The sequence below is a fragment of the Amycolatopsis sp. lyj-346 genome, from assembly GCF_046548975.1.
GTDB lineage: Bacteria > Actinomycetota > Actinomycetes > Mycobacteriales > Pseudonocardiaceae > Amycolatopsis.
Genome location: NZ_JAJPWT010000008.1, coordinates 21,303 through 35,702, shown reverse-complemented (window position 1 = coordinate 35,702; position 14,400 = coordinate 21,303). Strand labels below are relative to the sequence as shown.

8 protein-coding genes are annotated in these 14,400 nt (G+C 74.4%); 3 read left to right on the top strand and 5 right to left on the bottom strand.

Annotation, left to right across the window (positions count from 1 at the left end; all coding sequences use genetic code 11):
• Genes ACLJQE_RS23925 through ACLJQE_RS23915 form a run of 3 tightly spaced genes read right to left on the bottom strand, consistent with a single transcriptional unit; the run spans position 1 to position 9,061 of the window.
• A complete protein-coding gene (locus ACLJQE_RS23925) occupies positions 1–4,932 on the bottom strand; it encodes an amino acid adenylation domain-containing protein (RefSeq protein WP_410641563.1) in 4,932 nt (1,643 codons plus the stop codon).
• Complete coding sequence (locus tag ACLJQE_RS23920; RefSeq protein ID WP_410641562.1) at positions 4,929–7,826, bottom strand: type I polyketide synthase; 2,898 nt, start codon at positions 7,824–7,826, stop codon at positions 4,929–4,931. The genes ACLJQE_RS23925 and ACLJQE_RS23920 overlap by 4 nt, the downstream gene beginning before the upstream one ends.
• Entirely contained in the window at positions 7,823–9,061 is a 1,239-nt protein-coding gene (locus ACLJQE_RS23915; RefSeq protein ID WP_410641561.1) for an MFS transporter, read from the bottom strand. The genes ACLJQE_RS23920 and ACLJQE_RS23915 overlap by 4 nt, the downstream gene beginning before the upstream one ends.
• A 413-nt stretch (positions 9,062–9,474) precedes the next feature.
• Here ACLJQE_RS23915 and ACLJQE_RS23910 point away from each other — a divergent pair, with 413 nt between their 5' ends.
• The 3 genes from ACLJQE_RS23910 to ACLJQE_RS23900 all read left to right on the top strand — a co-directional run bounded on the left by ACLJQE_RS23910 (position 9,475) and on the right by ACLJQE_RS23900 (position 12,670).
• A complete protein-coding gene (locus ACLJQE_RS23910; protein ID WP_410641560.1) occupies positions 9,475–10,479 on the top strand; it encodes a hypothetical protein in 1,005 nt (334 codons plus the stop codon).
• A gap of 144 nt (positions 10,480–10,623) precedes the next feature.
• Complete coding sequence (locus ACLJQE_RS23905) at positions 10,624–11,220, top strand: hypothetical protein (protein WP_410641559.1); 597 nt, start codon at positions 10,624–10,626, stop codon at positions 11,218–11,220.
• 289 nt (positions 11,221–11,509) lie between these two features.
• On the top strand, positions 11,510–12,670 hold the full coding sequence (locus tag ACLJQE_RS23900; RefSeq protein WP_410641558.1) for a trypsin-like serine peptidase: 1,161 nt from the start codon (positions 11,510–11,512) through the stop codon (positions 12,668–12,670).
• Positions 12,671–12,784: 114 nt separating this feature from the next.
• Here the strand turns inward: ACLJQE_RS23900 and ACLJQE_RS23895 are convergent, their stop codons facing one another.
• Both ACLJQE_RS23895 and ACLJQE_RS23890 read right to left on the bottom strand, forming a co-directional pair.
• Positions 12,785–13,837 (bottom strand): radical SAM protein, encoded by a 1,053-nt coding sequence (locus ACLJQE_RS23895; RefSeq protein ID WP_410641557.1) that lies wholly within the window; start codon positions 13,835–13,837, stop codon positions 12,785–12,787.
• Between the two features lie 32 nt (positions 13,838–13,869).
• Positions 13,870–14,400, bottom strand: a complete 531-nt coding sequence (locus tag ACLJQE_RS23890) for a flavin reductase family protein (RefSeq protein WP_410641556.1) — start codon at positions 14,398–14,400, stop codon at positions 13,870–13,872.

The following is a 14,400-nucleotide window of genomic DNA, read 5'->3' as shown; positions in this document are numbered from 1 at the left end:
CTAGTCCCCGGCCGAGCGCAGCGCGCGCTGCCGTCGCATCCGCGCCCGAGCCCCGGGCGGCTCGGGCGCGCCCGGTGGCGAGGCCACTTCGCCGCGCAGGAAGCGCGCCAGGGCGGCGATCGTCGGGTGGCGGACGAGGTCGACGAGCGCCACGTCGCGGCCGGACTCCTCCCGCAACCGGGCGCGCACCCTGGTCAGCAGCAACGAGTTGCCGCCGGCTTCGAAGAAGTTGTCGTCCGTCCCGGGCGCCGCACCGCCGAGCACTCCGGCCCACACGTCGGCCACCACCTTCTCGACGGCGTCCGGCGGCCGGCCCGCCGGCCGCGGAGGGCCGGCCGCCACGGCGGCTTCCCGCGCCGCGACGGCCCGGCGGTCCGGCTTGCCCGCGGGCGTGCGAGGCAGTTCCGGCACCCGGGAGATCCGGGACGGCACCATGTACGAGGGCAGCCGCGCGGCGAGCAGGCCGCGCAGGTCCACGTCGGCGTCGGCGACCACCGACGCGACCAGCCGTCGGGTGACCGGGTCGTCGCCGAGCAGGGTCACCACCGCGTCCCGGACCTGGTCGTGCTCGCGCAGCACGGCTTCGACCTCCTCGAGCTCCACCCGGAACCCCCGGATCTTCACCTGGTGGTCGACCCGGCCGAGGAACTCCAGCGCGCCGCCGGGCCGCCACCGCGCCCGGTCCCCGGTCCGGTACAGCCGCGCTCCCGGCGGGCCGAACGGGTCGGGCACGAACCTCTTCGCCGTGGCCGCGGGCGCGCCCAGGTACCCCCGGGCGAGCGCGGGGCCGCCCAGGAACAGCTCGCCGGGCACCCCCGGCGGCACCGGGGCGAAGCGGTCGTCGAGCACGTACGCCGCGCTGCCGCCCACCGGCGCCCCGATCGGCACCGGCGCGGGCGCGTCCGCCGTGACCGGGTACACAGTGGACAGTGTGGTGCCCTCGGTCGGGCCGTAGCCGTTGAAGATCCGGCAGCCCGGCAGGGCGGCCGCGGCGTGGCGGGCGTCGGCGGCGGCGAGCACGTCGCCGCCCACCATCAGCCGGCGCACCCCGCGCAGCCGCTCGAGTCCGGAGTGGACGATCTCGTGGAACAGCGGGGTGGCCAGGACCAGGGTGGTCACCCCGGCCCGCTCGATCTCCGCGGCCGCGTCCGCGACGGGGTCGGCACCCGGCGGGAACACCGCCAGCCGGGCCCCGTTCGCCAGCGCGCCCCAGATCTCCAGGGTGGCGATGTCGAACGAGGGCGGGGAGAGCTGGAACAGCACCTCGGCCGGGCCGGGGGTGGCCCAGGACCGGTCCGCGACGAGGCGGAGCACGCCCCGGTGCGTGACCGCGACGCCCTTGGGCCGCCCGGTCGAGCCGGACGTGTACATGACGTAGGCCAGCGAGTCCGGGTGGCCGGCACGGGGCAGGGAGACGTCCGGCGCCGCTGCGGCGCTCAGGTCCTCGAACAGCACCGCACCGGGGAGGCGGTCCGCCGTGGACCGGGTGCTCACCACGGTCACCGGAGCGGCGTCGCCGACGAGCCGGGCCAGCCTCGCCGCGGGCAGCCCCGGGTCCAGCGGCAGGTACGCGGCGCCGGTCTTCAGCACCGCCAAGAGGAGCACCGGGAGCTCCGGACCGCGTTCGGCGCACACGCCGACCAGGCGTTCCGGGCCGGCACCGAGCCGGACGAGCTGCCGGGCCAGGTGCCCGGCCCGCTCCTCCAGTTCGCGGTAGGTCACGCGGTCGCCCCGGCACGACAGTGCAACCGCCGCCGGCCTGATCGCCGCCTGCCGCGCGACGGCCGCCGGGACGTCCCGCGCCGGCAGCGACACCACCGGACCGGCCCGCCCGGCGGTCGCCGGCCCCGGCAGCGGGAGCCGCGAGATCGGCGTGTCCGGCTCCCGCGTCACCGCGTCGAGCAGTCCCAGGTAACGCTCCACGAGTCCGTGGACGGTCTCGGGGGTGAACAGGTCGAGGCTGTACTCGGCTTCGACGCGCAGCCCGCCGCCCGAGGTGTCCTCGGTGTCTCTGGTGCCTTCGGTGTCCTCGATGGACAGGGCGAGGTCGAACTTGCTGCCGGTGACCGGCGGCCGGAGGCGCGTGAGCCGGACGCCCGGCAGGTCCAGTTCGCCGGCCGGGGTGTTCTGGCCGGCGAAGAACACCTGGACCAGCGGGTGCCGGTCGGTTCCGCGGGGTACCGCGAGGGTGTCCACCAGCCGCTCGAACGGCAGGTCCTGGTGGGCGAACACGGCCGCGGCGGTGTCCCCGGTCCGCGTCAGCAGCTCGCCGAAGGACGGGTCGCCGTCGAGCCGCGCGCGGAACACCACGGTGTTGACGAAGAACCCCACCAGCCCGTCGAGCTCCGGGCGGCCCCGGCCGGCGACCGGGACCCCGACCGCGAAGTCGCGTTGCCCGCTGTACCGCGCCAGCAGCACCTGGAACGCGGCCAGCGCGACCAGGAACACCGTGACGCCGTGGTCCGCGGCGATCCCGCGCAGCGCCGCGGCCCGGCCGGCCGTCAGCTCGGCCTCGACCGCGCCGCCGCGGCGGCTGAGCGCCGCGGGCCGCACCCGGTCCGCGGGCAGTTCCAGCACGGGCACGTCGCGCAGCTCGGCCCGCCAGAACGCGGCCAGCTCCCCCGCGCGCGCCGGGTCGAGGCGCCGCCGGTCCCAGGCGGCGAAATCCCGGTACCGCACCGGAAGCGGCGGCAGGTCCGGCGGGCGCCCCTCGGTCCGGGCGCGGTGGAGTTCGCCGAGCTCGCGCCGGAGCACCCCCATCGACCAGCCGTCGACCACGATGTGGTGCGCCGCCCAGGCCAGGACGTGCTCGTCCGGGGCCAGTTCCACCAGCACCGCGCGGAAGACCGGCCCTCCGGCCAGGTCGAACGCCGTGGTGAGCACCTCGTCGACCAGTTCCCCGCACCGCCGCGTCCGGTCCGCTTCGGACAGTCCCCCGAGGTGTTCGGTGCGGAGCACGGTGTCCGGCGGCTCGAGCACCCGCTGCTCCGGAACGCCGTCGACGGCGGGAAAGACCGTGCGCAGCCCTTCGTGGCGCCGCACCAGCTCGGCGCAGGCCCACGCGAGCGCCGCGGTGTCGAGCGGGCCGCGCAACCGGTACACCATCGGCACCACGTAACCGGCACTGCCGCCCAGCTGGTCCAGGACCCACAGGCGTTCCTGCGCCGGGGACAGCCGCGCGGGGCCCGGGCCGGCCGCCGGGATCGCCGGCCCGGAGCGGGGCCGGTCCGGCAGCCGCCGGGCCAGCTCGGCCGAGGTCCCGGCGTCGAACACGGTGCGGACCGGGACCCCGAGCCGGGCCGCCAGCCGCATCAGCTGCACCGAATCGACGCCGAGGTCGAAGAACCCGTCGTCCACGCCGGCCACCGGCGTGCCGGTGATCTCGGCGAGCGTGTCCGCGACTCGTTCTTCGGCGGGGGTGCGGGGTGCCCGGCCGGTGGCCGCGGCCACCGGCGCGGGCAGCGCGGTCCGGTCCACCTTGCCGTTCGCGGTCATCGGCAGCCGGTCGAGCACCGTGACGGTGGCGGGGACCTCGAACTCCGGGAGCCGGCGGGTGAGGAACCACCGGATGGCGCGCCCGGTGACGCGGCCGCCGGGCCGGAGCGTGACGTACCCGGCCAGCCGGTGGTTCCCCGCCGGATCCGCGCCGGCGGTCACCACCGCCTCGTCGACGTCGTGGTGGGTGCGCAGGGCCGCGGCGACGGCACCGGGGTCGACCCGGTGGCCGCGGACCTTCACCTGGTCGTCGAGGCGGCCGAGGAACTCGAACGCGCCGTCCGCGCGCTGCCGCACCCGGTCGCCGGTGCGGAACATGCGGGCTCCGGGCCGGCCGGCGAACGGGTCGGGCAGGAACCGCCGGGCGGTCAGCGCCGGGGCGCCGTGGTAGCCCCGGGCGAGTCCCGCGCCGGACAGGTACAGCTCGCCGGCGGTCCCGGCCGGACAGGGGCCGAGCGCTTCGTCGAGGACGTAGGCCCGCACCCCGGCGATCGGCCCGCCGATCGGGACCGGGCCGGGCGCGGGCTCGCGGCCGACCGGACCGCAGGTGCTGAACGTGGTCGCCTCGGTGGGCCCGTACGCGTTCACCAGCGTCCCCTCCGGCAGCGCGGCGACGGCTCGCCGCACCAGGGACGGCGAGAGCACGTCACCGCCGGCCAGCAGCTGCCGCAGCGGGCGGAGACCGGCCGGGTGTTCCCGCACCATGAGGTGGAACAGGCTCGCCGTCAGCCACGCCGTGGTGACGCCCTCCGCGCGGATGGTTTCCGCGAGCTCGCCCGGCCCGGCCCGGCCTTCCGGCACGATCGCCAGGCGGGCACCGTGGGCCAGCGCGCCCCAGATCTCGAAGGTGGAGGCGTCGAAGGCGAGCGGGGCGGCGTGCAGGAACACCTCGTCCGCGCCGAACCGGGCGCAGTCCCCGAGCACGAGGTTCACGATCGCGCGGTGGGGCACGCCGACGCCGTGCGGCCGGCCGGTGGAACCCGAGGTGTACAGGACGTAGGCCAGCGCGTCGCCGGGCACCGGGACGGGACCGGCGGGTTCGGTGCCGAGCTCGTCCAGCGTCAGCACCGCCGTTCCGGGCCGGGCGGGCACCACCGGACGCGTCGCCGCCGTGGTGAGCACCACCGGCGGCCGGGCGTCCGCGATCATCAGCCGCAGCCGGTCCGCCGGGTAGGCCGGGTCCAGCGGCAGGTACGCGGCTCCGGCGCGGAGGATCCCGAGCAGGACGGCGGGCACGTCGGCCGACCGGCCGAGGCAGACGCCGACGCACTGGTCCGGGCCGGCCCCGAGCCGGCGCAACGCACCCGTGACGCGGGCGGCCGCGCGGTCCAGCTCGGCGTAGGTCACCCGGCGGCCGCCGCAGGACACCGCGACTTCGCCGGGTCGCCGGGCCGCCTGCGCGTCGACGAGCGCGGCGACGGTGACGGCGGTGTTCATTCCGCCGCCGCCCCGGTGAGGCCCGCCGACACCAGCCCGGCGATCCCGGCCACCGTCGGCCGGTCGAACAGCGAGTGCAGGGACACCTTGACACCGAAGCGGTCTCGCAGCCGGGTCAGCATCTGCACCGCGGTCAGCGAGTTCCCGCCCAGGTCCAGGAAGCTGTCCGCCGGGGAGAACCGGTCGTGGCCGATCAGCTCGACCCAGATCTGCCGGACGGCGGCCGTGACCTCGTCCGGGTCACGCACGGGGACCGCCGGTACCGGAACCGGTCCCGGCGCGGCGGGTGCCGGGGCGGGCCGCGGCTCGATCCAGTGGCGCTCCCGCTGGAAGGGGTAGGTGGCCATCGGCACCCGCCGCCCGGGGACGGTGCGGAACGCCGCCCAGTCGACCCGGCCGCCGGCGGTCCAGTACCCCGCGACCACGCCCAGCAGGTCGCGCTCGCGGAGCACGCCCGAGCGGGCCTTCCGGCCGACCGGGAAGACCGCGGCCTCCTCGGCGCCGCCCAGCCGGCGCGCCACGTCGGTCAGCACCTGGCCGGGGCCGAGTTCGAGCAGCACCGGTTCCGGCAGGCCGAGCACGCCCGCGACGGCGTCGGCGAGCCGGACGGGCTCGCGGGTCTGGCCGGTCCAGTGCTCGGTGGCCGGCACGGTGCCCTCGGGCAGCGGTTTCCCGGTCAGGGTGGTGAACAGGGGCACGGTCAGTGGCCGCCAGCGGACCGCGTCGGCCGCTTCGCGCAGTTCGGCGAGGGCCGGGGCGATCAGCGGGGTGTGGTAGGCGTGCTCGACCTCGATGCCGACCGTGTGAACGGCTTCGGCGGCGAGCCGTCCGGCCAGCGCGCGCACCGCGTCCGGTGCCCCGGCCACGACCACGGACTCCGGGCCGTGCACGCCACTGATCCACACCTGGCCGGCCAGCAGGGCACGCACCCGGCGTTCGGACGCGGCGACCGCGAGCATCGCCCCGGCGGGGGTGGCGGTCAGCGCGCGGGCTCGCCGGGCGACCAGCGCGAGCATCTCGTCGAAGGACGCCGCGCCCGCGACGCAGGCGGCGGTGTACTCGCCGAGGCTGTGCCCGAGCACGGCGGTCGGCCGGATCCCGCCGTCGGCCAGCACCCGCGCGAGGGCGTACCCGGTGACGAACAACGCCACCTGGCCGAGCCAGGGCGGGGCAGCCGCGGCTTCGTCCCGGAGCAGGGCGGTCAGGGCGGGTTCCCCGAGGACCGCGCTGCCGCGCTCGGTCAGGGCGCGCACCGTCTCCGAGTGGGTGGCCAGCTCCGAGAGCAGGCCGGGCCGGAACGTGCCCTGTCCGGGGAACAGGAACACCACTTCGCGCACCCGCCGCGGTGCCCGCGCGGCGCCGATCAGCCGGGCGTGCAGCTCCGCCGCGGTGTCGCCGGGACCGGCGACCACCGCCGTCCGGTGGCCGAACTCCGTGCGCCCGGTCTGCAGGGTGAACGCGGCGTCGGGCAGTGGCGGCAACGCGGCGGTGGTCGCCCTGGCGAGCGCGCCGAGCGCCCGGCCGGTGCGTGCGGACAGCGGCAGCACGACCGGCCGCCGGTCATCCTGCCCCTGTCCGGTGGTCGTCGTCGCCGGTGCCTCCTGCAGCACGACGTGGGCGTTGGTGCCGCCGATGCCGAACGAGCTGACTCCGCACCGGCGGGGTGCGCCCGCCACCCGGGGCCACGCCGTGGGTGCGGCGGTGACGCGGAACGGCGAGCCGTCGAACGGGATGTGCGGGTTGGCCCGCTCGAACCCGGCGGTCGGCGGGATGACTTCCTCCCGCAGCGCGAGCACGGCCTTGAGCAGGCCCGCCACGCCGGCCGCGGCGTCGAGGTGACCGATGTTCGGCTTGACCGAGCCCAGTACGCAGTGACCGGCCCGGTCCGTGCCGCGGCGGAACGCCTCGGTCAGCGCGGCCACTTCCACCGGGTCGCCGAGTTCGGTGCCGGTGGCGTGGGCCTCGACGTAGGAGATGTCACCGGGGTCCACGCCGGCGACCCGGTGGGCCAGGGTGATCACCTCCGCCTGGCCGGCGGCGGCGGGTGCGGTGAACCCCAGCTTCCCGCCTCCGTCGTTGTTGACCGCCGAGCCGAGGATCAGCGCGTGGACCGGGTCGCCGTCGGCCAGCGCCGCCTCGGCCAGCTTGAGCAGGACGACCGCGCCGCCGTTGCCGCCGACCGTCCCGTCGGCCCCGGCGTCGAAGCTGCGCAGCCGTCCGCTCGCCGAGATGATCCCGTTCGGGGTGTGCCACTGCCCGGCGACCTGCGGCACGGTGATCGACACCCCGCCGGCGAGCGCGAGCTCGGCCTCGCCGCACAGCAACGCCTGCCCGGCCAGGTGAACCGCCACGAGGGAGGTGGAACACGCGGTCTGCACGGTCATCGCCGGACCGCGGAGGTCGAGCTTGTGGGCGACCCGGGTGGCCAGGAACGCGTTGTCGGTGGCCAGGCGCACGGCCACCTCGCCCACCTGGGCCGCGATGCCGGACGGCAGCACGTGGTTCGGCAGGTACGTGCTCGTGGTGGCCCCGAGGTAGACGCCGACCCGCGCGGGGCACGACTCCGGCGGGTAGCCCGCGGATTCCAGGGCGGTGCGGGCGCATTCGAGCATCAAGCGCTGCTGCGGATCGGTCAGCGCCGCGTCGCGGGGCATCATGCCGAAGAGCTCCGCGTCGAAGCCCTCGACGTCGCGGAGCACGCCGCGGACCGGGACGTAGTGCTCGTCTCCGACGGTCTCCGGCGGCACTCCGGCGGCCAGCAGCTCGTCGTCACCGAACCGGGTGAGCGTGCTGCGGCCCGCCTTCAGGTTTTCCCAGAACTCGGCCACCGAGTCCGCACCGGGGAACCGCCCGGCGAACCCGACGATGGCGATCGCGTCTTCGAGACCGGTCATCCACGCGTTCCTTCCCCAGCGGTGGTTTCCGTCCAGCGCAGGCCGGCCGAGGCCACCGTGGCCAGCAGTGCCGCGGCCAGGGCGACCAGCCAGCCGCCGCGCGGGCCGAGCGCGTCGATGGCCACCCCGGCGACCGCGGCGGCGACCGCCGAGCCCGCCTGCCGCAGGGAGCTGAGCCAGCCGAAGGACTCGGTCAGCACGTCCCGGGGCACGGCCGCGTCGAGCACGCTGAACTGCGCGGTCATCGCCGGCGGCGCCACCACGCCGGCCACGAACAGCAGCGCCGCCACGGCCGGCAGCGGCAGATCGGTCACCAGGACGGCCGCCACCACCGCGAACACGGCGTGCATGACCACGAGCTGCCAGGACAGCCGGCCCGGCCAGGGCCGCCAGCCCCAGGCCAGCCCGCCCCCGATCCCGCCGACCGCGAACCCGGCGATCAGCCAGCCGGCCGCCCACGCGGCCGAGTGCGCGACGGCTTCCCCGGTCGCGGCGATCTCCAGCGCGGTGATCGCGGCGAACAAGGCGAACCCGCCCGGCAACGACAACCAGACCGCCCGCGTGCGCAACGCTCCGGCCCAGTGCGCCGGCCCCGCGCCCGGCGCCGGCCGCATCACCTCGGTCAGCCGGGGTGAGAACCCCAGCGCCAGCGCGCTGATCAGGGTCAGCGCGGCGCAGCACACCAGCCCCGCGCCCGCGCCGACGGTGACCGTCAGCGCGGAGACCAGCAACGGCCCGACCAGCAGGGTGCTCTGCACCGCGAGCGACTCCGCGGCGAAGGCCGCCCGCCTGCGGCGCTCGTCGGGCAACAGCCTGCTCCACGCCGACCGCAGCACGACTCCGGTGGGCGGCATCGTCGCCCCGATCACCAAGCCCGTCAGCACCAGGACGAAAACCGGCGCCCCCGAGGCCGCGAGCGGCCACAGCGACGCCAGCGCCAGCGCGTGGGACACGCCGCTGGACACCAGCACCGAGCGGGCGCCCCGCCGGTCGACCAGGCGCGCCCGGAACGGGGTGAGCACGCCCAGTCCCGCGGCCAGCGCCCCGCTCACCTGCCCCGCCACGGTGTAGCCACCGGTGGTCTCCTGCAGCACGAGCACGACGAGCAGCACGATCATCCCGGTGGGGGCCCGGCCGAGCACGCCGAGCGCGAACAGCCCGCGTACCCCCGGCCCGGCGAACAGATCCCGGTACGCCGACCGGCCGGGAGAAGAATCCGTCTCGATGCCGGCCACGCTCACCCCCCGGCTTTTCGTCCTCGGCCTGCACGGGTGCGATCAGGCGTTTTCCGAATCGAATCGGGCAGAAAACGATTCAAGCAGTATCGAGGTTGTTCCGGAATCGGCTGTCCAGGTGACGGCCGGACGGTGGAACCGAAGCCCGCGCGTGACGGACGCCCTCCATCCACAAGGGACAAAGGGCGTCCGGTACCGCCGACGGGGCACGGTTTCGGGATCCGCCGATCGGTTTCCACGCTCGCAGCGAGGAGACCTCACCCCGGGAGCCGAATAATAGGGATCCTCGTCGGTGTCGAACACCGGCATCGCCCCGGAATCGCCGGCCCACGGGCCGGCGAATTTCACCAGACCGCCAGTTCACCCGCGGCGCCGGGCCTACGATCATGAGGGGCCGAGTGAGGGGGTTGGGGATGGGACCACGACAGCGACGCCGGAAGCTCGCTGAAGCGGCGCAGTCAGCGGGGCTGGGTGCGCTCGTCCGGATCCACCGCGGGCACCGCGCAGGCATCGTGGTGAGCGTGCTGGTCTTCCTGGTCGTCGTCGGCAGCGTTCCCGCCGGGATCGTGACGACCATCCTGCGGTACGAGGACTCCACGACCTGGCCATGGCCGCTGCTGCTGTGGTCCGCGCTCGCGGGGATCACCTTCCTCGTCGTCCACGTCGGTCCGGTGTTCGATGGCCGCCATTGGATCGGCGTCGCACACGGCGGCTTGGTCAGGTGGCAGCGCGGAGCGGTGCGGACCGCGACGTGGGCCGAGGCCGGAAACCTCCGGACGGACAGCGTGTGCTGCGCCGGCGACCTGCGGACCTCGATCCGCCGGGGCGCCCCGGTCGGTGCCTGGACCGGCCGGCGCATCGCCGGCCTGACCGTCACGGTGCTCGCGACGGCCGTCGCGACCTGGTTCGCCGCGGTTCCGATCGGGGCGCACATCCTGCTGGGCGAGCGGCCGCGGACCGTCGAGCAGCTTGCGCGCATGTGCCAGGGCGGTCACTCCTTCGGCCGAACGGCGGCCTACGAGGGCCCCGCCCCGCACCCGGCGGTGGTGTTCACCACGAACGGCTTCGACAGCTACCGACCGGTCCCGGACACCGACGCGGCCACAGTCCAGCTCGTCGGCTGCGCCGTCCTGATCGGGCAGGGGAAAGCGATCGACAGCTGCGACTACGAGGGCGGCTACCACCGGGAGACCTACCAGGGTCGCTACCTGGTGGAGGTCTACGAGGCACAGACGGCCCGCCACGTCGGGTCGTTCCGGCTCGACGGCAAAGGTCCCGAACAGGCCTCCGCAGCGTGCTCGCCGTCGATCCTGGTCCCGGAATCCGGAAGCATCCAGTCGGACCGCTCCTACACCGAGCCCGACGACGACAGCTACCGCGCCCACCTGGCCCCCTTCGTGGCGGGACCGCCGCGCTGACCGGAGTCCGGAAGGCGGCCACGGCCGCGGCGATCCAGGCCCTGCCGGACGGCTTCGACCAGACCCGTTACATCGGAAGTACGTGCGTCACAGTTCGATTTGTGGTCTGATATCCTCGCTACTCCGTATGGCCTAGGGGGATTCGTGAAAAGCGTGGTTTGGTGGTCTGTCGGTCTGCTGTTCGGACTGGGGTTGATGGCGCTCGGCCTGTTCGGCTCCGGGGACCCCGGCAGCAAGGTGCTGTGTGGCAGCGAAGAGATGCGACCGGGGCAGACCTGCGACAAGACCCGGTACGGCCAGACGTCCAGTGAGACCTACGAAGAAAAACGGCAGGAAGCCATCGACGACGCAGCCTCCTTCAATGGCGGCGGCCGGTGGGTCACGTTCGGGATCGGCACAGTGATCGCGGGTGCGTGCGGTTGGCGGCTGGTCGTCGCGATTCGGCGCAGGGCCGGCCGAGGGTCCGGCCCTGCGGCCCGGACCGTGCAAGGGCAGCAGGCCGGCTTCGCTCCGATGCCGGGACACCCGCCGCAGGGCTTCCCGCAGCAGCCAGGATTCCCGCAGGAGCAGGGGTACCAGCAGCAGCCGGGATTCCCCCAGCAGCAGGGGTACCAGCAGCAGCCAGGATTCCCGCAGCAGCAGGGGTACCAGCAACAGCCGGGATTCCAGCAGCAGGGATTCCCTCCGCCGCAAGGGTTTCAGCAACCGCCGCCGCCGGGATACGGGCCGCATCGGCAGTAGTGGCGCCCGGCCTGCCTCGAGGACGAAAACAGGAAGCTCGGGAAGGTGCCGAGCAGGGTCGGGAAAGGGCAGCAGGCCGGCCGGGCCGGGTACGCCTCGGCGAAGTTGCCGTATTCGGCAACGGAGTCATGCGGCCCATCCCGGCCGCGCGGCGGTTCGCGGTCAGGCCGCCTGCGGGGCCGGTCGCCCCAAAGGGCAGATTCGCGGCCGGTGGGTATTCATGGTGCGGATTCTGCACTCTTCCGTTCATGAACCGCATTCCGCGGTTCGGGACCAACGAGGAGTGACCATGACCGACCAAGCACCGTGGAGCCAGGCGCGGCTGCTCGAATTCGAGCCCGAGAGCGAAGGCGAGGACACCCGGCCCTGGGGCTTGGTGACCGATTCGGCCACCACGTTGTGGTCCGGCGAGGAGCACGACGTCGCACTGGAGCGCAGCACGGCCCATCGCGGCGCGTTCACGCTGCGCACGGACGGCCCTCTCCTGCACGGCTTGCCCGGGCTCGAAGCCTACGAGGAGACGGTCCACACCCGTACGCCGGAGCTGCGCGCGAACCGCACGCCGCGCCGGGCTCCGAGCGCCGCGCCGTCGGGCGCGCCCTACCGGCCGAAGGGCGTCCCCTTGGGCACCACCCCGAAGACGACCAGGTCGCTCGGCCCGACGCGGCGGGGTATCACCTCCCGCGGCGGCAAGACCCTCCTGTCCGAAACCCACAGCACGATCATCGACGGCGAGTCCCGGGCGCTGGTGTACCCGTCGTCCTACCCGTACACGGCGGTCTGCAAGCTCTACAGCAGCTACCAGCCGGCCGCGGGCGCGAGCTGGGTGGGCGCCGGCGAGGCGACCGGGTACCTGATCGGCCGGAGCACGATGATGACCAGCGGCCACGTGGGGCCGCCGACGAACGGGGCGGCGTGGGCGATCAAGGTCATCCCGGCCTGCTGGAACGGCCAGTCCGTGTTCGGTGCCGGCGTGGTCAGCTACGTCCGGGGCTACCACTCGTGGAACTCCGACTCGGGCAGTGACATCAAGGTCTGCCAGCTGTGGGATCCGCTCGGCGACCGCGTCGGTTACTTCGGCTACCGGGGCTACAACAGCGCGTGGGAAGACGGCGAATACTGGACCATGGCGGGCTTCCCGTACGACATCAGCCTGACGTCGATGTCGTACGAGTCCGCCATCGCCGTACGCGACGACGACGATGGCGACGACATCAACGTCAACGGCACGACCTACGACACGACCCAGGTCGAGAGCGACGCGGACGAGGCGTCCGGAGTGTCCGGTGCGCCCCTGTGGGGCATGTGGGACGACGGGCCGTACGCGATCGGCGTCCACCACGGCGTCGAGCACGACGGGACGGTCTTCGGCACGGAGACGCTGTCGTGCGCCTCGGGGGGCGCGGGCTTCACGCAGGCCGCCGCCTGGGGCCGCAGCTCCTGGGGCTGAGCCGTGCCGGGGTGGCCGATCGCCGGGGTGAGCGGGTGCGCCGCCCGCTCCGGCACCGGGTCAGTGGGCCGCGACGCGACGTCCGCGAGTTCTTCGGCAAGTGCCGCCGAACGCTCAGAAGAGCGTCGGCTGGGCGGGTTCCTCCGGTGGCAGGCCCCGCCGGCCGTTGAGGGCGAACTTGTCCTCGATCGTCTCGTCCGGGTCCGGGAACCCGTACTTCGCGATCAGCGGGCGGAGCCGGGCCCCGATCTCGTGGCGGTACGGGCGCAGCGTCTCCGAGCCCGACGAGTACAGCGTCGTGTAGTCCGCGACCAGCTCCGGGTGCGCCCGGCGCAGCCAGGCGAAGAAGACGTCCTTCACCCCGCTCGACAGGTACAGCGGGTGGTACAGCACGCTCGTCGCCCCGGCCGAGGCCACCGCCGCGACCAGTTCTTCCAGCTGGGCGGGCGAATCCGTCAGGCGCGGGAGGATCGGGGACAGGAACACGGTGCAGCCGAGCCCCGCGTCGCGGATCGCGCGGACCGTGGCGAGGCGCGCGGTCGTGGTCGCCGTGCCGAATTCCACCGACTGCTGGAGCTGTTCGTCCAGCATCGACAGGGAAACGCCCAGGTGCACCGTCGTCGCCCGGCTCGCCTTCACCAGGCGCTCCAGGTCGCGGCGGATCATCGTGCCCTTCGTCAGGATCGAGAACGGGACGCGGTGGCCCGCCAGCGCGTCGATGATCCCGGGCATCAGCGCGTACCGGCCCTCCGCGCGCTGGTAGACGTCGGTGTTCGTGCCGAACGCCACGCGCGGCGGCAGTTTCCGCTTGCGGGCGAGCTCGCCGCGCAGCACCTCGACGATGTTCGTCTTGACGATGATCTCGTTGTCGAAGTCGCCGGCGATGTTCAGGCCGAGCCGGGTGTGGGTGTTGCGGGCGAAGCAGTACTGGCACGCGTGCGTGCAGCCGCGGTACGGGTTGATCGTGTACTCGCCGGGCAGCATGCGGGCGTCCGCCGGCACGTGGTTCAACGCGCTCTTCGCGAGGACCTCGTGGAAGGTGACGCCCTGGAACTCCGGCGTCCGGACGCTGCGCACGAACCCGGTCAGCCGGGCCAGGCCCGGCAGCGTCCCGGCGTCGACCCGGTCCGCGCGCTGGGCGCTCCAGCGCAGTGCGTCTTCGTTCACCGGCCGAGTGTGCCCGACCCGCGCACGGCGGGCTAGAGCGCTTCTCCCCACTGGCCCGGCCCGGAAACGTGCCGCGGATCGGTGACCGTGTGGTAGCCGCCGTGCACGAAGACCAGCGCCGGGGCGTGCCGGTCGTGCCCGGTGGCCAGGACTTCCCCGACGACCAGCGTGTGGTCGCCGAGGTCGAACCGGTCGGCCAGGGCGCACTCCAGCCAGCTCGCGCCGTCGAGCACGAGCGCCCCGGTCCGCTCCCCCGGTTTCGCTTCCAGGAGAGCAATTTCGGAGACGCGCGAGGCGCGCGGCCCGGCGAGCCGGCGGGCGAGCTCGCGCGCGCCCGCCGGCAGGATCGACACCACCCAGCGGCCGGTCGCCACGAGGTCCGCGAGGAACGCCGACTCCTTCCGGAACGCCAGCGAAACGAGCGGCGGGTCGAGGGAGATCGACCCCAGCGAGTTGACGGTCACGGCGTCGTGCGAACGACCGTCAGGGGTGTCGCGGTACGTGGTGGCGACGCACACCCCGGTCGCGAAGGTGCGCATCGCGCCGCGCAGGTCGGGTGACAT

What these genes read in the sequence shown, in the direction of transcription:
- ACLJQE_RS23910 (WP_410641560.1), top strand. Translation starts at nt 9,475, where the DNA reads ATGGGACCACGACAGCGACGCCGGAAGCTCGCTGAAGCGGCGCAGTCA.
- ACLJQE_RS23925 (WP_410641563.1), bottom strand. Translation starts at nt 4,932, where the DNA reads ATGAACACCGCCGTCACCGTCGCCGCGCTCGTCGACGCGCAGGCGGCC.
- ACLJQE_RS23890 (WP_410641556.1), bottom strand. Translation starts at nt 14,400, where the DNA reads ATGTCACCCGACCTGCGCGGCGCGATGCGCACCTTCGCGACCGGGGTG.
- ACLJQE_RS23900 (WP_410641558.1), top strand. Translation starts at nt 11,510, where the DNA reads ATGACCGACCAAGCACCGTGGAGCCAGGCGCGGCTGCTCGAATTCGAG.
- ACLJQE_RS23920 (WP_410641562.1), bottom strand. Translation starts at nt 7,826, where the DNA reads ATGACCGGTCTCGAAGACGCGATCGCCATCGTCGGGTTCGCCGGGCGG.